The following is a 19,025-nucleotide window of genomic DNA, read 5'->3' on the forward strand; positions in this document are numbered from 1 at the left end:
GGAAGACGAAACGAACAATACCGAGATTCTTTATTCCCGAACAATAATATTTATTCAGCTTCTTATGCCATTTTGTTCACTTGCGATTTTCGTCGCAACCGTGGGAGCCGGCTTGCCGGCGATGCCATCCCTGGCTTGCCAGCTCCCACAGTGATGCTCAGGTCAGCAGGTTTTTCAGTGCCGCCAGCTCCTGCGCCGTTGCGCCTTTTATGAACAGCTCAATCTGGCTCAGGGTGTCGGGCAGGTTCAGATGCTCGGGCTGGATCTCTTCGCCGGTACTGACCAGCAGCGCAAAGTGGATCACGTTCTCCAGCTCCCGGGTGTTGCCCGGCCAGCTGTGACGTTCCAGGACGCGCTGGGCACTGGTGCTGATAAAGGGCACGGGCAGGTTCAGGCGCTGGCTATAAATGCCCAGAAAGTATTCCGCCAGCGACAAGATATCCCCTGGCCGTTCGCGCAAGGCCGGCAAGTCCAGGCGGCCTTCGCTGAGGTAGTGATACAGCCGTTCGTGGAACTTGCCGGCGCTCACTGCCTGCGCCAGATCAATGCTGGTGGCCGCGACCAGGCGCACGTCTACCGGGCTCGGCTGATGGGCGCCCACGCGGGTGACTTCGTGGGTTTCCAGGGCGGCCAGCAGCTTGACCTGAATTGCCAGCGGCAAATCGCCGATTTCGTCCAGATACAACGTGCCGCCATTGGCCGAGCCGAACCATCCGGCACGGCTGCTGGCCGAACTGTTGTGTGCACCCGGGGCGTAGCCGAACAACTCTGCGTCGGCATAGGTGGGGCTGATCGCACCGCAGTTCACCGATACGAACAGGCCGGGGCGATCACTGCCACGGTGGATGTGGCGGGCGAGCAACTCCTTGCCGCTGCCGGTCTCGCCGCGAATCAGTACCGGCAACGCGCGTGGTGCCAGCTGTTCAAGGTCGTTGCGTAGCTGGCGCGAGCGCGGATCAACGAATACCAGCGCTTTGGCGCGAATACTCAACGGGCTTTTTTCAGCGTCGGGAAAGGTCAGCAATGGCTGACCGAAGGTTTCATGCAGGCTCATGGCTGGCTCCCGCCCGCCGCCGATGGGTGGGCGCGGGCGTTACAAAAAATTCATGCGCGGCGCAGTGCGCCTTGCTCGATGCGGGTTTGCAGGCGGTACAAAAAGGCGAACCCTTGTTCCCAGCGCTGGTGACCGGATTTGACGTTGATATGTCCGGCGCCGCTGATGATCCCGATCTTGGCTCCCCACTGGCGGGCAAACTCCATGGCCCGTGGCGCACTGACCGCGGAGTCGTTATCGGAGCTGACAATCTGGCTCGGGAACGGCAACGGTTGCCGGGGAATCGGTGCAAAGTTACGCAAGGCCGGGGCGCAGGCCGGGCGTTCGACATCGGCCGGGGCCACCAACAAGGCACCGCGTACCTGGCTCAGCAGGCTGGACGGCGCGCGCTCGGCCCAGTGCGCCACCGTGATGCACCCCAGGCTATGGGCAATCAGAATCACCGGGGTGCTGTCGGCGGCAATCGCTTCGGCCAGGGCTGCGATCCAGTCTTCACGCCGCGGCGTCAGCCAGTCGTCCTGCTCCACCCGGGTACTGTTCGGTAAGCTGTTTTGCCAGTGGGTTTGCCAATGATCGTCGGACGAACCTTGCCAGCCCGGCACTATCAAATAGCGTATCGATTCGTTGCCCATGGGTGTGCGTCTCCAGCGGTATGTGTGTTACCGAGTCAGTATAGGGACGGTTTTTAGATTCTCTAAGGAATAAGAAGCTATTTATTAATAACCAAAAAATCATTTTCGGCGCTGGGCTAAGCTCAGCACATCGTCCACTCCAAGAGCTGCCGCCATGAAAAGCCTGGTCGACCATCTAAGCCAATACGCCGCTTACCACCGTGACCCGCGCAATATCGTCAGCCATTTCATTGGTATCCCGCTGATCGTGGTGGCTGTTGCGGTGTTGTTGTCGCGCCCGCAATGGGCAGGGGTTTCTCCCGCGGTGCTGCTGATGCTGGGTGCGGCGGTGTTTTACTTGCGCCTGGAGCTGCGCCTGGGGCTGCTGATGACGCTGCTGTTGGGTCTTGCCGTATGGCTGGGGCACAGCCTGGCGGCGCTGAGTACAGGCGCGTGGCTGGGCTGGGGGGTTGGCTTGTTTGTTGTCGGCTGGGGGATTCAGTTTGTCGGGCATTACTACGAAGGGCGCAAACCGGCGTTTATCGATGACGTGACCGGGCTGATCGTGGGGCCGCTGTTTGTGGTGGTGGAGCTGGGCTTTTTGCTGGGCTGGCGCGGGGATTTAAAGCGCGAGATCGAGGCGCGGCAGGTTTGACTGTGTGGGAGCCCGCTTGCTGGCGATGGCTGCATCGCTGGCAAGCCAGCTCCCACAGCCTTTTGTCAGCCTTTGAATGCCTGATGCAGCTGGGCCAGCGTCTCAAAGTGGTATTTGGGGGCGAACGAATTCAGCTCTTCAAAGCTGCCAAAACCATAGCCCACGGCTGCCGCGTCCATGCCGTTGTCCCGGGCACCGATCAGGTCATGCTTACGGTCGCCGATCATCAGGGTCTGGGTCGGGTCCAGCCCTTGCTCCTGCATCAAATGGGCAATCAGCTCGACCTTGTTGGTGCGGGTGCCGTCCAGTTCGCTGCCGTAGATCACTTTGAAGTGTTTGGCGAAATCAAAATGCCGGGCGATTTCCCGCGCGTAGACGTGGGGTTTGGACGTCGCGATAAACAGCTGGCGGCCCTGCCCTTGCAGCTCTTCAAGCAGCTGCTGGACGCCGTCGAAGACGTGGTTTTCATACAGGCCGGTGACCGCAAAACGCTCGCGATAGAAGCCCATCGCTTCCCACGCCCGAGCCTCGTCAAAGCCATAGGTGGCCATGAACTGTTGCAGCAGGGGCGGGCCGATGAAGTGTTCGAGTTTGCTCAGGTCGGGCTCATCAATGCCCATTTTGCCCAGGCCAAACTGGATCGAACGGGTGATGCCTTCACGCGGGTCGGTCAGGGTGCCGTCGAGGTCGAACAAAACGTTTTGGTAATGCATGCAGGGCTCCAGAATGGTGAGCTTAAACCGGCTGGTCGTAGCCTTCGGCCAGGTGCTGGTCTTTGAGTTTTACGTAGTTGCCGGCGCTGTAAGTGAAGAAGGCCTGTTCTTTTTCGGTCAGTTCGCGCACTTGCCTGACCGGGCTGCCGACATACAGAAAGCCGCTGGCCAGACGTTTGCCCGGGGGAACCAGGCTGCCGGCACCGACTATTACCTGGTCTTCGATGATGGCGCCGTCCATGACGATGCTGCCCATGCCGATCAGGATACGGCTGCCCACGGTACAGCCATGCAGCATGACTTTGTGCGCGATGGTCACGTCATCGCCGATCAACAGCGGGAAACCGTCCGGATTAAAGGGCCCGGCGTGGGTGATGTGGAGCACGCAGCCGTCCTGCACGCTGGTGCGCGCGCCGATGCGGATGCGGTGCATGTCGCCGCGGATGACGGTCAGCGGCCAGACAGAGCTGTCGGCGCCGATCTCGACATCGCCGATCACCACCGCCGAGCGATCGACAAAGGCGCGCTCGCCCAGGGTCGGTGTGTGCTGCTGGAACGGACGAATGGACACAAATTGCTTCCTTCTTTAGCAGTGATAGGGCGTAGCAGTGCTGCGGTCTGCAGCGATTGTAATTAAGATGGCCCAATGTTTCTTCAAGCCAAGGTGCCTAACGTGAGCGAGAACAACCCTCTTTTGCAGCCCTACGACCTGCCGCCGTTCTCGGCGATCCGTCCTGAGCACGTACAGCCGGCCATCGAGCAGATCCTCGCCGACAACCGCGCCGGCATTCAAAAAATCCTCGCCGACCAGGGTCAGAAGCCGACATGGGCCGGCCTGGTATTGGCGATGGATGAGTTGAACGACAGACTGGGCGCCGCCTGGAGCCCGGTCAGCCACCTGAATGCGGTGTGCAACAGCGCCGAACTGCGCGAAGCCTACGAGGCCTGCTTGCCTGCATTGAGCGCCTATTCGACCGAGATGGGCCAGAACCGCGAACTGTTCCAAGCCTTCGAAGCCCTGGCCCACAGCCCGCAAGTAGCGGACTTCGACCAGGCACAAAAAACCATTCTCGAGCATTCGCTGCGTGACTTCCGCCTGTCGGGTATCGATCTGCCGCCAGCCGAGCAAAAGCGCTACGCCGAGGTGCAGAGCAAGCTGTCGGAGCTGGGCAGCAAGTTTTCCAACCAGCTGCTGGACGCGACCCAGGCCTGGACCAAGCACATCACCGACGAAGCTGCGCTGGCGGGCCTGACAGAGTCGGCCAAGGCGCAAATGGCGGCAGCCGCCCAGGCCAAAGGCCTCGACGGCTGGCTGATCAGCCTGGAATTCCCGAGCTACTTCCCGGTCATGACCTACGCCGAAGATCGCGCCCTGCGTGAAGAAGTCTATGCCGCGTACTGCACCCGTGCCTCGGACCAGGGCCCGAATGCGAGCAAGTTCGACAACGGCCCGGTGATGGAAGAAATCCTCGACCTGCGCCAGGAACTGGCTCGGCTCCTGGGTTTTGCCAGCTTTGCCGAGCTGAGCCTGGCCACCAAAATGGCTGAAACCCCGGATCAGGTGCTGACCTTCCTGCGGGATCTGGCCAAGCGCAGCAAGCCATTTGCCGTCCGCGATCTGCAGCAGTTGCAGGCCTATGCTGCCGAGCAGGGTTGCCCAGAGCTGAAAAGCTGGGACAGCGGGTTCTTTGGCGAAAAGTTGCGCGAGCAGCGTTACAGCGTGTCCCAGGAAGCACTGCGGGTTTACTTCCCGATCGACAAGGTACTGGGCGGCCTGTTTGCCATTGTGCAGAAGCTGTACGGCATCGAAATCGCTGAAATCAAGGGCTTTGATACCTGGCACCCGGACGTTCGACTGTTCGAAATCAAGGAAAACGGCCAGCACATCGGGCGTTTCTTCTTTGACCTCTATGCCCGCGCCAACAAGCGTGGCGGTGCATGGATGGACGGCGCTCGTGATCGCCGCCGCACAGCTGCCGGCACCCTGCAAAACCCGGTGGCCAACCTGGTGTGCAACTTCACGCCGGCGGTTGCGGGCAAGCCTGCGTTGCTGACCCACGATGAAGTCACCACGTTGTTCCACGAATTTGGTCACGGCCTGCACCACATGCTGACCGAGATCGAGCACGCGGGCGTGTCCGGTATCAACGGCGTGGCCTGGGATGCGGTCGAGTTGCCGAGCCAGTTCATGGAGAACTGGTGCTGGGAACCTGAAGGCCTGGCGCTGATTTCCGGTCACTACGAAACCGGCGAAGCCCTGCCCAAAGACCTGCTGGACAAGATGCTCGCGGCCAAGAACTTCCAGTCCGGGCTGATGATGGTTCGCCAGCTGGAATTCTCGCTGTTCGACTTCGAATTGCACGCCACCCATGGTGACGGGCGCAGCGTGGCGCAGGTGCTGGACGGTATCCGCGACGAAGTGTCGGTCATGCGTCCGCCGGCCTACAACCGCTTCCCCAACAGCTTTGCGCATATCTTTGCCGGCGGTTACGCGGCGGGTTATTACAGCTACAAATGGGCTGAAGTGCTGTCGGCGGATGCTTTCTCGCGCTTTGAAGAAGAAGGCGTGTTCAACCCGCAAACCGGCAAGGCTTTCCGTCAGGCGATTCTGGCCCGGGGCGGTTCGCTGGCACCGATGGAGTTGTTCAAGGACTTCCGTGGTCGTGAGCCTTCGATCGACGCGTTATTGCGTCACAGCGGTCTGACCGAGGACGCGGCAGCATGAGTGACACACCGGTGAACGTGACCAAAAAACGCTTTATCGCCGGGGCTGTCTGCCCGGCGTGCAGCGAGCCTGACAAGTTGATGATGTGGAACGAAGATGACGTACCGCACCGCGAATGCGTGGCCTGCGGTTATTCGGACACGTTGAATGAACAAGGCCTGTCGGTGCCCAAGGAATTGGGTACGCGGGTGAATGTTTCAGCCCTGAAAAAAGCCCCGGACCCCAAGGTCCAGGCCGTTCAGTTTTTTCCGAATCCGAAGCTGAAAAAACCGGAATAAAACACCCGCAGGAGCGAGCAAGCTCGCTCCTGCAACAGGTGTTGCTGTCAGCCCTTCTGCCATACCTTCGGCTTGAAGAACAACGTCTGGCCACGGGCCAGATCGGTCAGGCTGTCGTGGTCCTTGACCACTTCAACTTCGATCAGCTCGCTTTGCCCTTCAACTTTCAACGTCACCCGGGTGGTCGCACCCAACGGGCGGATGTCGCGTACCTCGGCACCATGGTGGTCTTCGAGTTCATGCCGCGACAGCGACACTTCGTGCGGGCGGAACAGCAGGTGCTGGTCTTCACCGACATGCAGGCGGTTGGAGTCGCCCAGAAAGTGGTACACGAAATCGCTGGCCGGGTTTTCGTAGACTTCGCCCGGTGAGCCGATCTGCTCGATAACACCCTTGTTCATGACCACGATGCGGTCGGCGACTTCCATCGCTTCTTCCTGGTCGTGGGTCACGAATACCGAGGTCAGGTTGATGTCTTCGTGCAGGCGCGCCAACCAGCGGCGCAGCTCTTTACGGACCTTGGCATCAAGCGCGCCGAACGGTTCGTCCAGCAACAGCACCTTGGGCTCTACCGCCAGGGCGCGGGCCAGGGCGATACGCTGGCGCTGACCACCGGACAATTGCTCCGGGTAACGATCCGACAACCAGTCCAGTTGCACCATGTTCAGCAGTTCATGAACTTTTTCGGCGATGCGGGTTTCACTCGGGCGCTCTTTTTTCGGCTTCATGCGCAGGCCGAAGGCGACGTTGTCGAACACCGTCATGTGGCGGAACAGGGCGTAATGCTGGAACACGAAACCGACGTTGCGATCGCGTACATCGTGGCCCGAGACGTCTTCACCGTGGAACACGATGTTGCCTTCGTCCGGAGTTTCCAGGCCTGCGATGATGCGCAGCAAGGTGGTTTTGCCACAGCCGGACGGGCCGAGCAGGGCCACCAGTTCGCCGCTGTGAATGTCCAGGTTGATGCTGTTCAGGGCCTTGAAGGCATTGAAGTTCTTGCTGACGTTACGGACTTCGATCGACATGGTTTATTCCTCCGCGGCGCTGGCGCGCAGGCGGTTAATACGGGATTCGCTCCACTGCTTGAGCAGCAGGATGAAGAGCGCCAGGATCAGCAACAGGGTGGCCACAGCGAAGGCGGCAACGTGGTTGTACTCGTTGTAGAGGATCTCGACGTGCAGCGGCAGGGTGTTGGTCACCCCGCGAATGTGCCCGGAAACCACCGACACCGCGCCAAATTCGCCCATCGCCCGTGCAGTACACAGCACCACACCGTAGATCAGGCCCCATTTGATATTGGGCACCGTGACGTGCCAGAACATCTGCCAGCCATTGGCGCCCAGCAGGCGTGCGGCTTCTTCTTCCTGCGTGCCCTGCTCCTGCATTAGCGGGATCAGCTCACGGGCGACGAAGGGCACGGTGACGAAGATGGTTGCCAGCACAATACCCGGCAGCGCGAACACGATCTGGATGTCGTGGTCCTGCAGCCATGGGCCCAGGAAGCCCTGGGCGCCGAACATCAGCACGTAGACCAGACCGGCGATGACCGGCGATACCGAGAACGGCAGGTCGATCAGGGTGACCAGGATGCTTTTGCCGCGGAAGCTGTATTTGCTCACGCACCAGGCTGCGCTGACGCCGAACACCACGTTCAGCGGTACCGAAATCACCACCGCAATGATGGTCAGCTTGAGTGCCGACAGGGCGTCAGGTTCGAGAATGGCGTCGAAGAACGTGCCGACGCCCATTTTCAAACCCTGGGACACCACGATCAGCAGTGGCAGCAACAGGAACAGGGTGAAAAACAGCCAGCCGAAGCCGATCAGCAGGCGCCGCGACAGCGGGCTGCCACGGCGGGCGGCGTTGGCTACGGTCGAGGCGCTCAGTGTTGAATTGGACATGGTCAGGCCTCCTTCACGGTTTTTCGATGCGCCGCTGAATCAAATTGATCACCAGCAGCAAAATGAAGGAAACCACCAGCATCATCACGCCAATGGCCGTGGCACCGGTGTAGTCGTATTGGTCCAGCTTGACCATGATCAGCAGCGGCAAAATTTCAGTTTTGAACGGCATGTTGCCGGCGATGAAAATCACCGAGCCGTACTCGCCGACGCCACGGGCAAAGGCCAGGGCAAAACCGGTCAACCAGGCCGGTAACAAGGCCGGTACCAGGATGTAGCGGAACACTTGCAGAGGCTTGGCCCCCAGGCAGGCGGCGGCTTCTTCGATTTCACGGGGGATATCGGCCAGCACCGGCTGCACGGTACGCACCACAAACGGCAAGGTGACGAAGGTCAGTGCCAGGGTGATACCCATCGGGGTGTAAGCGATTTTGAAGCCCAGGTCGGCAGCGAACTGGCCGATCCAGCCGTTGGGGGCATACAGCGCAGTCAGGGCAATACCCGCTACGGCAGTCGGCAGGGCAAATGGAAGGTCGATCATGGCATCGATGACCTTGCGCCCGGGGAAGGTGTAGCGCACCAGGATCCAGGCCAGCACAGTGCCGATTACACCGTTGATGATCGCGGCAAAGAAGGCCGTACCAAAGCTCAGCTGCAATGCAGCCAGCACTCTGGGGGCGCTGATGATGGCCCAGAACTGGTCCCAGGTCAGTTGGGCGGCATGTACAAACATCGCCGCCAGTGGAATAAGCACGATGAGGCTGAGGTACACCAAGGTGTAACCCAGCGTCAGCCCGAAGCCGGGTATGACGGGGGAGATACGACGCGACATAAAAGTCCTTGGTTAACGCACGAAGCCCGCAAACCGATTGCGGGCTTAATGTTCTAGCTTTCAGCGAGGCTAACGCCCCGCTCCCACAGGTTATTGCGCCTGGTAGATCTGGTCGAACACGCCACCGTCATTGAAAAATTTCGGTTGCGCAGTCTTCCAGCCGCCGAAGTCTTTGTCGATAGTCACCAGTTCCAGTTTCGGAAACTGCGCGGCGTATTTGGCAGCGACTTTTTCGTCACGGGGACGGTAGAAGTTCTTCGCTGCTATTTCCTGACCTGCCGGGCTGTACAGGTGCTCGAGGTACGCTTTGGCGATCTCGGCATTGCCTTTTTTGTCGGCGTTTTTGTCGACTACAGCTACTGGCGGTTCGGCCAGAATCGACAGTGAAGGTACGACGATGTCGAACTTGTCAGCGCCGCCATCTTCTTTCAGGGCCAGGAAAGCTTCGTTTTCCCACGCCAGCAGTACGTCGCCCTGACCGTTGTTGACGAAGGTAATGGTCGACCCACGTGCACCGGTATCCAGCACCGGTACGTGTTTGAACAATGTTTTCAGGTATTGCTTGGCTTTTTCCTCGTCGCCACCGTTGGCTTTAAGGCCATAGGCATAGGCTGCAAGGAAGTTCCAGCGTGCGCCGCCGCTGGTTTTAGGGTTCGGGGTAATCACCGACACCCCGTCTTTGGTCAAATCAGCCCAGTCCTTGATCCCTTTAGGGTTGCCCTTGCGCACCAGGAACACGATGGTCGAGGTGTAAGGGGTGCTGGCATCCGGCAGGCGGGTTTGCCAGTTTTCCGGCAGGGAGCCTTTATTCAGTTTGGCGATTTCGTCGATGTCACCGGCCAGGGCCAGGGTCACTACGTCGGCACGCAGGCCATCGATGACGCCGCGCGCCTGTTTGCCCGAGCCGCCATGGGATTGCTGGATTTTGACGTTATCGCCGGGATGGCTGGCTTTCCAGAAATTGGTGAATTCGGCGTTGTAATCCTGGTACAGCTCACGGGTTGGATCGTAGGAAACGTTGAGCAATTCGTAATCTTTGGCCACAGCGGAGCCAGCAAAAATGGCACTGGCCAGCGCGGCCAAAGCGTAACGGCGTAGGGACATAGGTGAGGCTCCAAAGCATGCGTTTTTAGTTTTTATAAGCGTACCCGGCTGAGTACGCGTTCAACGATTCAGCTGGTTTTCTGGGTGGAGTTCTGCAGCCGGAATTTCTCTTTACGTTCGATTTGAACCACCTGAGCGTTGTGCACGGTGATTTCCACAGCACCAAAGCGCAGGTCTCGAAGCGCGCTCTGGATTTCCCGCAGAATGGTGGCTTCGTCCTGACCGTCAACGCTACGCAGAGATGCGCTCATGGTGTGCTCCTGAAAGATGGAATGGCTGGCGTGGGGGCAATAGTAGTGAGGCGGGGATATTCTTAAAAATACTATTTAAGAATGCTTATATAACTGAAAACTCATTTCTCCCTGAATGCCCGGATAACGCTCGGCTGCAGGCGCGCGCTGGCGTGGCATAGGCACAAAGCTATTTGGCTGCAATGGCGGGCGGATGCCGACGCGAGCAAGATTGCGCCTGCAGAGATTCGATTTGATCGGGCGCAAATGACGACTGCGACTACACTCCCAGAGCCTCGCCTGCGCGTCGACGCGAGGCAGGTACGACACGCTGCTTTACAAAGGTGGGAACTATCACTGGACAGCCAGCGACAGTGCGATCACTTTAGAGCGGAAGTCGTCTTTTCCTGCATAGTCTGGAGTCTTTATGTCGTTTACCCCTGAGTTGGTTGCCGAACTGGAAGTCCTCGCACAATTTAGTCTGGACAGTTCCCAGGAGGGTTTGAAAGTCCATCAAAGCGCTGATAAAAAGCTGGTTGAAGCTGCCAAGCGCCTGTATGCAAAAGATCTGATCACTCAGCCGGATGGTGGTTACCTCACGAGCCTGGGACGTGATGCAGTTGAACATGTGCAAACCCTGTTGACGATTCTGACTACCAAGCCTTTTGTAGCCGTACCCCTGGCAGAACTTGCCTGACGCCACGCATCGCCCTCGGGATCTAAAAGAATCATGATTCCGCGGGCACACTTCCTGCCCGCGTAAAAAATCTGACGTCAAAAACACAATCGTTCTAAGCCTTTCTTGTGGCTGGCTGTAAACTCCCGTTCTGTAGCTCCCTACTCTTTCTTACCTGGCGAGCCGGTTTGAGTGTGAAATGACACCCCACCCTGAAATGCATTGCGCCTTCCATGAGGGAGTTGACCGACCGATTCTCAATCAACTGCGTGGGCGCTTCCTGACGGTCAATCAAGGACGTCTGGCCCGTGCAATGGAAGGCCTTGCACCACGTCAGCAGCGATTGCTGAACCTGCTGGCGCTGCTATTTCATGTGAACCACCCGTTATTGCCCGGCTATGTGTCGGACTGCACCCCGGCCGGGGTGTCAGGTTATGAACCCGATGCCGACACACTCGCCCTTGCGCAGCATCTTGTCTGCAACTTTTCCTACACGAGCTGTTCAGCCAGGCCGCAGTTGATTCATGGGCTTTTTTTGATGGGCAGTCTGGGGACGTTGGCCCAGACCGATCAAAGCGACATGGATGTGTGGCTTTGCCATGGTCCGGATTTGTCGCAAGTGGCGTTGCAGGCATTGCGCAATAAATGCCATCGCCTGGAGCAGTGGGCGGCGAGCCAGGGCTGTGAAGCCCACTTCTATCTGATCGACGCGCAACGCTTTGCGCGGGGCGAACGTGAGGTTCAGCCGTGTTCGGGCAATGGCAGCACAACGCAGCACAATTTGCTGCTCGATGAGTTTTATCGCACCGCCATCTGGCTCGCGGGGCGCATACCGCTGTGGTGGTGGGTGCCGGTCAATGCAGAAGTCCGGTATGACGAGTTCACCCGTAATTTGTTGAGCAAAGGCCTTATCGGATCCGGTGAGGTGATTGATCTGGGGCATCTGGCGCACATTCCGCCAGGCGAGTTCCTGGGCGCCGGGCTGTGGCAATTGTTCAAGGGCATAGAGTCGCCCTACAAGTCGGTGCTCAAGCTGTTACTGATTGAGGTCTATGCCAGCGAGCACCCGCAGGTGCACTGCCTGAGCCTGCGTTTCAAGCAGGCGGTATACGCCAACCAGTTGAATCTCGATGAGCTGGACCCTTACGTGGTGGTGTACCGGCGTATCGAGCGCTACCTGATTGCCCGTGGTGACCTGCGACGACTGGAACTGGTGCGCCGCAGCCTGTACCTGAAGGTTAATTGCAATCTGACCGGCAGCGCCGTACCGCGCGGGGTGCCGTGGCAGCGCCAGTTGCTTGAGCGCCTTACCCGGGAGTGGGGCTGGGGGGAGTGTCAGCTGGCTTCGCTCGACAATCGTTCGCAGTGGAAGGCTGAAGAGGCCTGCCACGAACGCCTGGCGCTGGCTCAAGAGCTGAGTGTCAGCTATCGGTTTTTGAGCCGGTTCGCCCTTGATGAGCAGGCTGGCGCGTTGCAAAGAAGCTGGGGTAGCGCCGCGAAGCCGAGCGCTACCGTCGTGACGTCGGGGGCTTAAGCGGTAAAGTCGGCGGGGGCTTTTGGCTGGTATTCCACTTCGAGCAGTTCCAGCTTGAGGGTTTTGCCGCCCGGCGCTGGCCAATTGATGTGCTGGCCTACTTGCAGACCCAGCAGTGCGCTGCCGACGGGCGCCAGAATCGAAATCTTGCCTTCGTCCGCATTGGCGTCCTTGGGGTAAACCAGGGTCAGGCGATAGTCCTTGCCACTGCTTTCTTCGCGGCAATGGACACGCGAGTTCATGGTCACAACGCCAGCAGGCACTTCTTCGTGGCCGACGATGGTTTCGGCGCGATCGAGTTCAGCTTGCAAAGCCTCAACGCCAGGAGTCGTTTCCGGCAGGCTGTCGATGAGTTGCTCAAGACGCTGAACGTCCAGACGGGTGAGGATGAGTGGGGTTGGGGTGCTCATGACCTGGCAGACTCCTTTTTTCTGCACAAAAAAGCAAAACCCCGCCGGAAAATGGCGGGGTTTTGACGAACCTCGTTAGTGCGAGGCGAACCCGGACACTACCACAGCAAAATAAATACACAAGCTGGTGACAGTGATCCGGGGTCAGTGGCCTGGCATGCGGCGTTGCCGGGCCTGTTCACAAATCACCCGACGCCGCTGGTCGTCTGCCGAGCGCCACTCGCGGATATCTTCAACGTGGCGAAAGCAGCCCAGACACACTTTGTGTTCATCCAGCCGGCAAGTGCTGATACATGGGGACGGCACTGCCGGACTGATATTGCTGTACAGGGGTTTAGCGGGTTTAGCAGGAGCAGTCACAATCAGATCTCTTCAAATTCCAGCTCGGCGCCTGCGTGTTCCTTGGTCAGCCGATGGACCATTTCGCTGAGCAACTCGTCGCTTTTATCGCACTTCCACGAACTGCGTTTTTCATCGTAGTCAAAGTGAAAACCGCCATTGGGAGCGGCAAGCCAGAGCTGAAGCACAGGTGCCTGGCGGCTGAAGATCAGCGCTTTGCCATTCTCAAACTTGACCGTCAGGATTCCGGCGGAATTTTCTACATCTACGTCCAGATTACAGTCGTCGAAGATGTCTTCCAGATTTTCCTGGGTGGCATCGACCAGATCGTGAAAACGGGCTTCAGTCAAACTCATGGTGGAACCTCGTAGTGTCTAGTCATGCTCGGAACTCGCAAGATACGGGCGCTCCAGGCCGATTGCAAACCCTAAGACAGCGTTCGGCCAACCACCACTGATTATCCAGACAGGTGCTCCTGTTCGAGCTGTCTGCTGCATAGGCAAGCTGGTAGGCGCTGGGTATACTCGGGCGCAATTAACGCTTTCCAAAGGATTTCGCCATGAAGCGCCTGATCTCTTCTATTGCTGCGCTCGTCGCGGTCGCCTGCCTTGTTTCTGCCTGTGGTCAAAAAGGTCCGCTGTATCTGCCCGATGACAGCCAAAACCCCGATGACCAAGCGAAATCGTCGCAATCGCAAGCGCATAAGCACCAATAAGGGAACACCATGGACGCTTTTAACTATCGGGACGGCGAGCTGTTCGCCGAAGGTGTCGCACTGACGGCCATTGCCGAGCGCTTTGGCACGCCGACGTACGTTTATTCCCGGGCGCACATCGAGGCGCAATACAACGCTTTTGCCAATGCGCTGGACGGCATGCCGCACCTAGTGTGTTTTGCGGTCAAGGCCAACTCCAACCTGGGCGTGCTCAATGTCCTGGCGCGTCTGGGCGCCGGTTTCGACATTGTGTCCCGTGGTGAGCTGGAGCGTGTGCTGGCCGCGGGCGGCTCGGCAGACAAAATCGTGTTTTCCGGTGTCGGCAAGACCCGCGACGACATGCGTCGCGCCCTGGAAGTGGGCGTGCACTGTTTCAACGTCGAGTCCACCGATGAGCTGGAGCGCCTGCAAGTGGTGGCCGCCGAGCTGGGTGTTCGCGCGCCGGTTTCGCTGCGGGTCAACCCGGACGTCGATGCGGGGACGCATCCGTACATCTCCACCGGCCTCAAGGAAAACAAGTTCGGCATCGCCATTGCCGATGCCGAGGATGTGTACATCCGCGCCGCCCAGTTGCCGAACCTGGAAGTGGTTGGCGTCGATTGCCATATCGGTTCGCAACTGACCACCCTCGAGCCTTTCATCGATGCCCTCGACCGCCTGCTGGGGCTGGTTGATCGCCTGGGCGATTGCGGCATCTATCTGCGTCATATCGACCTTGGCGGTGGCCTGGGTGTGCGTTACCGCGATGAAGAGCCGCCTCTGGCCGGGGATTACATCAAGGCCGTGCGCGAGCGTCTCGACGGTCGCGATCTGGCGCTGGTATTTGAGCCGGGCCGTTTTATTGTGGCCAACGCGGGCGTACTGTTGACCCAGGTTGAGTATCTCAAGCACACCGAGCACAAAGATTTCGCCATCGTCGATGCGGCCATGAACGACCTGATTCGCCCGGCGCTGTATCAGGCCTGGATGGACGTGACTGCGGTTCGCCCGCGTGACACTCAGGCCCGTGCTTACGACATCGTGGGGCCGATCTGCGAAACCGGCGACTTCCTGGCAAAAGACCGCCAGTTGGCGCTGGCTGAAGGTGATTTGCTGGCTGTGCATTCGGCCGGTGCCTACGGCTTTGTCATGAGCTCGAACTACAACACCCGTGGTCGCGCCGCAGAAATTCTGGTGGATGGCGACCAGGCGTTTGAAGTTCGCCGCCGCGAGACCGTAGCTGAGTTGTTTGCCGGCGAAAGCCTGTTGCCGGAGTAATCCCATGTTGCTGCGTTTTACTAAAATGCACGGGCTGGGCAATGACTTCATGGTTCTCGACCTGGTCAGCCAGCACGCGCATATTTTGCCCAAGCATGCCAAGCAATGGGGTGATCGGCACACGGGCGTCGGTTTCGATCAGCTGTTGCTGGTCGAAGCGCCGAGCAATCCTGAGGTGGACTTCCGTTACCGGATCTTCAACTCCGACGGTTCCGAAGTTGAGCAGTGCGGTAACGGTGCACGCTGCTTCGCGCGCTTTGTGCTCGACAAGCGTTTGACCACCAAGCGCCAGTTCAAGGTCGAAACCAAAGGCGGCATTATCGAACTGAATGTGCGCAGCGACGGGCAAATCAGCGTTGACATGGGGCCGCCGCGACTGGTCCCTGAAGAGATCCCGTTCATTGCCGACGCCCAGGCGCTGAGCTATGAACTGGATGTCGACGGCCAGCGCGTTGAACTGGCAGCCGTCTCGATGGGCAACCCCCATGCGGTGTTGCGCGTTGAAGATATCAACGCTGCGCCGGTGCATGAACTGGGGCCAAAAATTGAACATCACCCGCGCTTTCCGGCGCGGGTCAATGTCGGTTTTCTGCACGTTATAGATCGTCAGCGCGGGCAACTGCGGGTCTGGGAGCGTGGTGCCGGGGAAACCCAGGCCTGCGGTACCGGTGCCTGTGCCGCGGCAGTGGCGGCGATCAGCCAGGGCTGGATGGACTCGCCGTTGATTCTGGATTTGCCCGGTGGACGCCTGTCCATCGAGTGGGCAGGCCCGGGTCATTCGGTGATCATGACCGGCCCGGCGATGCGTGTTTACGAAGGACAAGTCCGTTTATGAGTGAGCGCTAACGATGACCGACAAGCCACAGTCTGCAGATCTCGAAATGCCTGCTGAAACCCCGGAGGCGGCGACGGTTGCGGCCTATCTGCAAGCTCACCCGGATTTCTTCAGCCAGCGTGAGGAGTTGCTCCTGTCGCTGCGGATTCCTCACCAGCGCGGCGATACGATTTCGCTGGTAGAACGACAGCTGGAACTGTTGCGTGGCCGTAATATCGAGATGCGTCATCGTTTGTCACAGTTGATGGACGTAGCCCGCGACAATGATCGGCTGTTCGAAAAAACCCGTCGCCTGAACCTTGCCTTGATGGACGCCACCAGCCTTGAAGAGCTGGTGATTGCCGTCGAAGACAGCCTGCGTCAGGACTTTCAGGTGCCGTTCGTCAGCCTGGTGCTGTTTGGTGACAATCCCATGCCGGTCGGTCGTTGGGTCAGCAGCGCCGATGCTCAGCGTGCCCTGGGTGGTTTGCTGACTGAAGGCAAGGCCGTCAGTGGCAGTTTGCGTGAGCATGAACTGGACTTTTTGTTCGGTGAAGAGCAGCGCAAAGAGATTGGTTCCACCGCGGTGGTGGCCCTCAATCATCTGGGGCTGCATGGTGTGCTGGCCCTTGCCAGCCGCGATCCGCAGCACTACAAAAGCTCGGTAGGCACGCTGTTCCTCGGTTATATCGCGCAAGTACTGGGCCGTGTATTGCCGCGCTTCACCAACGCTCTGCGCCCGGTACGTTAGTCATGGAGCGACAGCTGGACGCTTACTGCACCCACCTGCGCAGTGAGCGCCAAGTGTCGCCCCATACGCTGCAGGCCTACCGCCGCGACCTGAACAAGGTGCTGGCGTTTTGCAGCAAAGAATCAATTGCCGGCTGGCGCGCACTGGATATCCAGCGCCTGCGCCAACTGGTGTCGCGTCTGCATCAGCAAGGCCAGTCCTCACGCAGCATTGCCCGCTTGTTGTCGGCAGTGCGAGGGCTCTATCACTATCTGAATCGTGAAGGCCTGTGCGATCACGACCCGGCCAATGGCCTGGCGCCGCCCAAAGGCGAGCGTCGCCTGCCCAAAACCCTCGACACGGACCGGGCTCTGCAATTGCTTGAGGGCGCGGTTGAAGACGAATTTCTGGCCCTGCGCGACCAGGCCATTCTGGAGCTGTTCTACTCGTCGGGGCTGCGCCTGTCAGAGCTCACGGGGCTCAATCTGGATCAGCTCGACCTGGCCGACGGACTGGTTGAAGTACTCGGCAAGGGCAGCAAGACCCGGGTGCTGCCAGTGGGCAAAAAGGCCCGTGAGGCGCTGCAGGCGTGGTTGCCGTTGCGGGCACTGGCCAACCCGGAGGATGACGCCGTGTTTGTCAGTCAGCGTGGCAGGCGTCTTGGGCCGCGGGCCATTCAGTTGCGGGTCAAGGCCGCCGGCGAGCGCGAGTTGGGGCAAAATCTGCATCCGCACATGTTGCGTCATTCATTCGCCAGCCATTTGCTGGAGTCCTCCCAGGACTTGCGCGCCGTGCAAGAATTGCTCGGGCATGCCGACATCAAGACCACTCAAATCTATACCCATCTGGATTTCCAGCATCTGGCAACGGTCTATGACAGCGCCCACCCAAGGGCCAAACGCAGTAAGGGCAATGAATGACCATTGAGTTGATTACCTTCGACCTCGACGACACCCTGTGGGATACCGCGCCGGTGATTGTCAGTGCTGAAACCCGGTTGCGCGAATGGTTGGTTGCCAATGCACCAAAAGTGGGCGCGTTGGACGTTGCGGCGTTTCAGGCACTGCGTCAGCAAGTATTGAGCGACGAGCCGCAATTGCGTCACCGAATCAGCGCGCTGCGCCGGCGGGTGTTATTCCATGCATTGCAGGGCGCGGGTTACATGAACGCTGCAACCCTGGCAGACCAGGCATTTGAGGTGTTCATCGAGGCCCGGCATGCGCTGCAGCTGTTCCCGCAGGCAGAGCCGGTACTGACGATACTGGCCCGGGATTACAACCTGGGCGTGGTGACCAACGGCAACGCCGATGTGCGGCGCATCGGCCTGGGGCATCACTTCAAGTTCGTGCTGTGCGCCGAAGACATCGGTATTGCCAAGCCTGATGCGCGCCTGTTTCACGAGGCACTGGTGCGTGGCGGCAATATCTCGCCTGCGGCAGCCGTGCACGTGGGCGATCACCCCGGTGATGATATTGCCGGAGCCCAGCAGGCGGGCATGCGCGCGATCTGGTTCAACCCCGGCGGCAAGCGCTGGGAAGGCGACAAGGCTGCGGATGCCGAGATCGGCTGCCTGAGTGAGTTGCCGGCGGTGTTGAAACACATTTTGTAGGAGCAAGCTCGCTCCTGCAGAAGATGGGCCAAGGCTGCAGACACAAAAAAACCCGCAGCGACGGCGGGTTTTTTCTTCAAGCCGGCAATAAATCCTTAGATAGGACGGCTGCCGTACTTGTTGTCAGGCTTCTTGGGTGGGTCTGCCACCACGTTGGCCTCGACTTCCTGCACCTTGCCACCTTTGGACAAAAACTCTTCCATGGCACGGGCCAGAGCATCACGCTCCTTGTTTTTGGCTTCTACACTCGGCAGGTCATCAATCGACACTGCAGCCTTGGATTTACCTTTGGCTGCCGGAACCGGAGCATCGTCGCCACTGTCGTCGTCTGCAACGTCTTCGGCTGCCGCTTCCAGGCCTTCCTCGGTTTCGTCCTCGTCACCTACTTCGAGGTCATCATTTTCCAGATCGTCGTCGCTCATGTTCTACCCCATGACTTACTTAAAGCAGATTAGTTATATAGACCAGATGCGACAAATGTCGACCGCCGCCGGTGAAAAAGTAGCCTTGGGTAAACCTCGGCTCACGCCTCACCACTGATTAAAATGATGAGGACTTTACGAGCGCAGCAACAATTGCGGCACTCGCCCAAATAAGCACCTTGCCGAATGTCCGGTGCCAGTTGTTCCGCTGTGTTGGCTGGAGCAACCGGCAGCCCGGCCCTTGGGCCTTGAAAGCGTCTGGAGGTCATCCCCGCCTTCGTCCTGCCAGGACACAGTTTTGTGGCCTTCGGCGCGCATTCTAGCGCGCTGGAAAAAAAAGCAAAGCAGCTAATAGTCGAGTTGCGCTGTAAGTGATCATCCTACAAATCATTGCCGAACCGATCTCGGGACAT

At 59.1% G+C, this 19,025-nt stretch carries 23 protein-coding genes and 1 pseudogene; 11 read left to right on the top strand and 13 right to left on the bottom strand.

The window, feature by feature from the left end:
* Positions 1 to 157: 157 nt before the first annotated feature.
* Both JQ848_RS00170 and JQ848_RS00175 read right to left on the bottom strand, forming a co-directional pair.
* The gene (locus JQ848_RS00170; RefSeq protein ID WP_127196624.1) at positions 158 to 1,054 is read right to left on the bottom strand and encodes a sigma 54-interacting transcriptional regulator; all 897 of its coding nucleotides are present in this window, start codon (positions 1,052 to 1,054) and stop codon (positions 158 to 160) included.
* Positions 1,055 to 1,104: 50 nt separating this feature from the next.
* Positions 1,105 to 1,686 carry an alpha/beta hydrolase gene (locus JQ848_RS00175; protein ID WP_003437925.1) on the bottom strand — a complete coding sequence of 194 codons (582 nt, stop codon included), beginning with the start codon at positions 1,684 to 1,686 and terminating at the stop codon, positions 1,105 to 1,107.
* A 154-nt stretch (positions 1,687 to 1,840) separates the two neighbouring features.
* Between JQ848_RS00175 and JQ848_RS00180 the strand changes: the two genes are divergently transcribed.
* Positions 1,841 to 2,320: an Mpo1 family 2-hydroxy fatty acid dioxygenase gene (locus JQ848_RS00180; protein WP_003437924.1), complete on the top strand. Its 480-nt coding sequence runs from the start codon at positions 1,841 to 1,843 to the stop codon at positions 2,318 to 2,320.
* A 65-nt stretch (positions 2,321 to 2,385) separates the two neighbouring features.
* Here the strand turns inward: JQ848_RS00180 and JQ848_RS00185 are convergent, their stop codons facing one another.
* Both JQ848_RS00185 and JQ848_RS00190 read right to left on the bottom strand, forming a co-directional pair.
* Positions 2,386 to 3,033, bottom strand: a complete 648-nt coding sequence (locus JQ848_RS00185) for an HAD family hydrolase (RefSeq protein WP_003437923.1) — start codon at positions 3,031 to 3,033, stop codon at positions 2,386 to 2,388.
* A gap of 22 nt (positions 3,034 to 3,055) precedes the next feature.
* Positions 3,056 to 3,604: a gamma carbonic anhydrase family protein gene (locus tag JQ848_RS00190; protein ID WP_003437921.1), complete on the bottom strand. Its 549-nt coding sequence runs from the start codon at positions 3,602 to 3,604 to the stop codon at positions 3,056 to 3,058.
* Between the two features lie 75 nt (positions 3,605 to 3,679).
* Here JQ848_RS00190 and prlC point away from each other — a divergent pair, with 75 nt between their 5' ends.
* Together prlC and JQ848_RS00200 are read left to right on the top strand one after the other, a co-directional pair.
* Entirely contained in the window at positions 3,680 to 5,758 is a 2,079-nt protein-coding gene (prlC, locus tag JQ848_RS00195) for an oligopeptidase A (RefSeq protein ID WP_202210157.1), read from the top strand.
* Entirely contained in the window at positions 5,755 to 6,036 is a 282-nt protein-coding gene (locus JQ848_RS00200; RefSeq protein WP_003437919.1) for a YheV family putative zinc ribbon protein, read from the top strand. The genes prlC and JQ848_RS00200 overlap by 4 nt, the downstream gene beginning before the upstream one ends.
* A 47-nt stretch (positions 6,037 to 6,083) precedes the next feature.
* Here JQ848_RS00200 and JQ848_RS00205 read toward each other — a convergent pair whose 3' ends face one another.
* The 5 genes from JQ848_RS00205 to oscA form a co-directional block, all read right to left on the bottom strand.
* Positions 6,084 to 7,064 carry a sulfate/molybdate ABC transporter ATP-binding protein gene (locus JQ848_RS00205; RefSeq protein WP_003437918.1) on the bottom strand — a complete coding sequence of 327 codons (981 nt, stop codon included), beginning with the start codon at positions 7,062 to 7,064 and terminating at the stop codon, positions 6,084 to 6,086.
* A gap of 3 nt (positions 7,065 to 7,067) precedes the next feature.
* On the bottom strand, positions 7,068 to 7,940 hold the full coding sequence (gene cysW, locus JQ848_RS00210) for a sulfate ABC transporter permease subunit CysW (RefSeq protein WP_003437917.1): 873 nt from the start codon (positions 7,938 to 7,940) through the stop codon (positions 7,068 to 7,070).
* A 13-nt stretch (positions 7,941 to 7,953) separates the two neighbouring features.
* Positions 7,954 to 8,772 (bottom strand): sulfate ABC transporter permease subunit CysT, encoded by an 819-nt coding sequence (cysT, locus tag JQ848_RS00215; protein WP_003437916.1) that lies wholly within the window; start codon positions 8,770 to 8,772, stop codon positions 7,954 to 7,956.
* A gap of 90 nt (positions 8,773 to 8,862) precedes the next feature.
* A complete protein-coding gene (locus JQ848_RS00220) occupies positions 8,863 to 9,876 on the bottom strand; it encodes a sulfate ABC transporter substrate-binding protein (protein WP_003437914.1) in 1,014 nt (337 codons plus the stop codon).
* Between the two features lie 68 nt (positions 9,877 to 9,944).
* Entirely contained in the window at positions 9,945 to 10,127 is a 183-nt protein-coding gene (oscA, locus tag JQ848_RS00225) for a sulfur starvation response protein OscA (RefSeq protein WP_003437913.1), read from the bottom strand.
* A 406-nt stretch (positions 10,128 to 10,533) separates the two neighbouring features.
* Between oscA and JQ848_RS00230 the strand changes: the two genes are divergently transcribed.
* Positions 10,534 to 10,803 (top strand): TIGR02647 family protein, encoded by a 270-nt coding sequence (locus tag JQ848_RS00230; protein ID WP_003437912.1) that lies wholly within the window; start codon positions 10,534 to 10,536, stop codon positions 10,801 to 10,803.
* 178 nt (positions 10,804 to 10,981) lie between these two features.
* Positions 10,982 to 12,256: pseudogene (locus JQ848_RS00235) on the top strand (class I adenylate cyclase); the annotation flags it as partial.
* Positions 12,257 to 12,312: 56 nt separating this feature from the next.
* Here the strand turns inward: JQ848_RS00235 and rnk are convergent.
* From rnk to cyaY, 3 genes are all read right to left on the bottom strand, one after another.
* Entirely contained in the window at positions 12,313 to 12,726 is a 414-nt protein-coding gene (gene rnk / locus JQ848_RS00240; RefSeq protein ID WP_003437910.1) for a nucleoside diphosphate kinase regulator, read from the bottom strand.
* 144 nt (positions 12,727 to 12,870) lie between these two features.
* The gene (locus JQ848_RS00245) at positions 12,871 to 13,092 is read right to left on the bottom strand and encodes a DUF1289 domain-containing protein (RefSeq protein WP_165439565.1); all 222 of its coding nucleotides are present in this window, start codon (positions 13,090 to 13,092) and stop codon (positions 12,871 to 12,873) included.
* Entirely contained in the window at positions 13,089 to 13,421 is a 333-nt protein-coding gene (gene cyaY / locus JQ848_RS00250) for an iron donor protein CyaY (protein WP_003437908.1), read from the bottom strand. The genes JQ848_RS00245 and cyaY overlap by 4 nt, the downstream gene beginning before the upstream one ends.
* Before the next feature lie 203 nt (positions 13,422 to 13,624).
* Here cyaY and lptM point away from each other — a divergent pair, with 203 nt between their 5' ends.
* From lptM to JQ848_RS00280, 6 genes are read left to right on the top strand one after another with little or no spacing between them, the layout of a single operon-like run.
* Positions 13,625 to 13,780, top strand: coding sequence for an LPS translocon maturation chaperone LptM (gene lptM, locus JQ848_RS00255; RefSeq protein WP_010656736.1), 156 nt, complete (start codon positions 13,625 to 13,627; stop codon positions 13,778 to 13,780).
* A 9-nt stretch (positions 13,781 to 13,789) separates the two neighbouring features.
* Positions 13,790 to 15,037, top strand: a complete 1,248-nt coding sequence (gene lysA, locus JQ848_RS00260) for a diaminopimelate decarboxylase (protein WP_003437906.1) — start codon at positions 13,790 to 13,792, stop codon at positions 15,035 to 15,037.
* A 4-nt stretch (positions 15,038 to 15,041) separates the two neighbouring features.
* Positions 15,042 to 15,872 carry a diaminopimelate epimerase gene (gene dapF, locus JQ848_RS00265; RefSeq protein ID WP_202210158.1) on the top strand — a complete coding sequence of 277 codons (831 nt, stop codon included), beginning with the start codon at positions 15,042 to 15,044 and terminating at the stop codon, positions 15,870 to 15,872.
* Positions 15,873 to 15,885: 13 nt separating this feature from the next.
* Positions 15,886 to 16,602, top strand: coding sequence for a DUF484 family protein (locus JQ848_RS00270; protein ID WP_010656738.1), 717 nt, complete (start codon positions 15,886 to 15,888; stop codon positions 16,600 to 16,602).
* 2 nt (positions 16,603 to 16,604) lie between these two features.
* Entirely contained in the window at positions 16,605 to 17,501 is an 897-nt protein-coding gene (xerC, locus tag JQ848_RS00275) for a tyrosine recombinase XerC (RefSeq protein WP_160626478.1), read from the top strand.
* Positions 17,498 to 18,190, top strand: coding sequence for an HAD family hydrolase (locus tag JQ848_RS00280; RefSeq protein WP_127196628.1), 693 nt, complete (start codon positions 17,498 to 17,500; stop codon positions 18,188 to 18,190). The genes xerC and JQ848_RS00280 overlap by 4 nt, the downstream gene beginning before the upstream one ends.
* 95 nt (positions 18,191 to 18,285) lie before the next feature.
* Here JQ848_RS00280 and sutA read toward each other — a convergent pair whose 3' ends face one another.
* A complete protein-coding gene (gene sutA, locus JQ848_RS00285; RefSeq protein ID WP_003437896.1) occupies positions 18,286 to 18,612 on the bottom strand; it encodes a transcriptional regulator SutA in 327 nt (108 codons plus the stop codon).
* Positions 18,613 to 19,025: the final 413 nt, after the last annotated feature.

The organism is Pseudomonas paraversuta, assembly GCF_904067025.1.
Lineage (GTDB): Bacteria > Pseudomonadota > Gammaproteobacteria > Pseudomonadales > Pseudomonadaceae > Aquipseudomonas > Aquipseudomonas paraversuta.

Excerpts from the sequence above, each read along its gene's own strand:
- JQ848_RS00170 (WP_127196624.1), bottom strand. The coding sequence starts at position 1,054 with ATGAGCCTGCATGAAACCTTCGGTCAGCCATTGCTGACCTTTCCCGAC.
- JQ848_RS00175 (WP_003437925.1), bottom strand. The coding sequence starts at position 1,686 with ATGGGCAACGAATCGATACGCTATTTGATAGTGCCGGGCTGGCAAGGT.
- JQ848_RS00180 (WP_003437924.1), top strand. The coding sequence starts at position 1,841 with ATGAAAAGCCTGGTCGACCATCTAAGCCAATACGCCGCTTACCACCGT.
- JQ848_RS00185 (WP_003437923.1), bottom strand. The coding sequence starts at position 3,033 with ATGCATTACCAAAACGTTTTGTTCGACCTCGACGGCACCCTGACCGAC.
- prlC (WP_202210157.1), top strand. The coding sequence starts at position 3,680 with ATGTTTCTTCAAGCCAAGGTGCCTAACGTGAGCGAGAACAACCCTCTT.
- JQ848_RS00200 (WP_003437919.1), top strand. The coding sequence starts at position 5,755 with ATGAGTGACACACCGGTGAACGTGACCAAAAAACGCTTTATCGCCGGG.
- JQ848_RS00205 (WP_003437918.1), bottom strand. The coding sequence starts at position 7,064 with ATGTCGATCGAAGTCCGTAACGTCAGCAAGAACTTCAATGCCTTCAAG.
- cysW (WP_003437917.1), bottom strand. The coding sequence starts at position 7,940 with ATGTCCAATTCAACACTGAGCGCCTCGACCGTAGCCAACGCCGCCCGC.
- cysT (WP_003437916.1), bottom strand. The coding sequence starts at position 8,772 with ATGTCGCGTCGTATCTCCCCCGTCATACCCGGCTTCGGGCTGACGCTG.
- JQ848_RS00220 (WP_003437914.1), bottom strand. The coding sequence starts at position 9,876 with ATGTCCCTACGCCGTTACGCTTTGGCCGCGCTGGCCAGTGCCATTTTT.
- oscA (WP_003437913.1), bottom strand. The coding sequence starts at position 10,127 with ATGAGCGCATCTCTGCGTAGCGTTGACGGTCAGGACGAAGCCACCATT.
- JQ848_RS00230 (WP_003437912.1), top strand. The coding sequence starts at position 10,534 with ATGTCGTTTACCCCTGAGTTGGTTGCCGAACTGGAAGTCCTCGCACAA.
- rnk (WP_003437910.1), bottom strand. The coding sequence starts at position 12,726 with ATGAGCACCCCAACCCCACTCATCCTCACCCGTCTGGACGTTCAGCGT.
- cyaY (WP_003437908.1), bottom strand. The coding sequence starts at position 13,421 with ATGAGTTTGACTGAAGCCCGTTTTCACGATCTGGTCGATGCCACCCAG.
- lptM (WP_010656736.1), top strand. The coding sequence starts at position 13,625 with ATGAAGCGCCTGATCTCTTCTATTGCTGCGCTCGTCGCGGTCGCCTGC.
- lysA (WP_003437906.1), top strand. The coding sequence starts at position 13,790 with ATGGACGCTTTTAACTATCGGGACGGCGAGCTGTTCGCCGAAGGTGTC.
- dapF (WP_202210158.1), top strand. The coding sequence starts at position 15,042 with ATGTTGCTGCGTTTTACTAAAATGCACGGGCTGGGCAATGACTTCATG.
- JQ848_RS00270 (WP_010656738.1), top strand. The coding sequence starts at position 15,886 with ATGACCGACAAGCCACAGTCTGCAGATCTCGAAATGCCTGCTGAAACC.
- xerC (WP_160626478.1), top strand. The coding sequence starts at position 16,605 with ATGGAGCGACAGCTGGACGCTTACTGCACCCACCTGCGCAGTGAGCGC.
- JQ848_RS00280 (WP_127196628.1), top strand. The coding sequence starts at position 17,498 with ATGACCATTGAGTTGATTACCTTCGACCTCGACGACACCCTGTGGGAT.
- sutA (WP_003437896.1), bottom strand. The coding sequence starts at position 18,612 with ATGAGCGACGACGATCTGGAAAATGATGACCTCGAAGTAGGTGACGAG.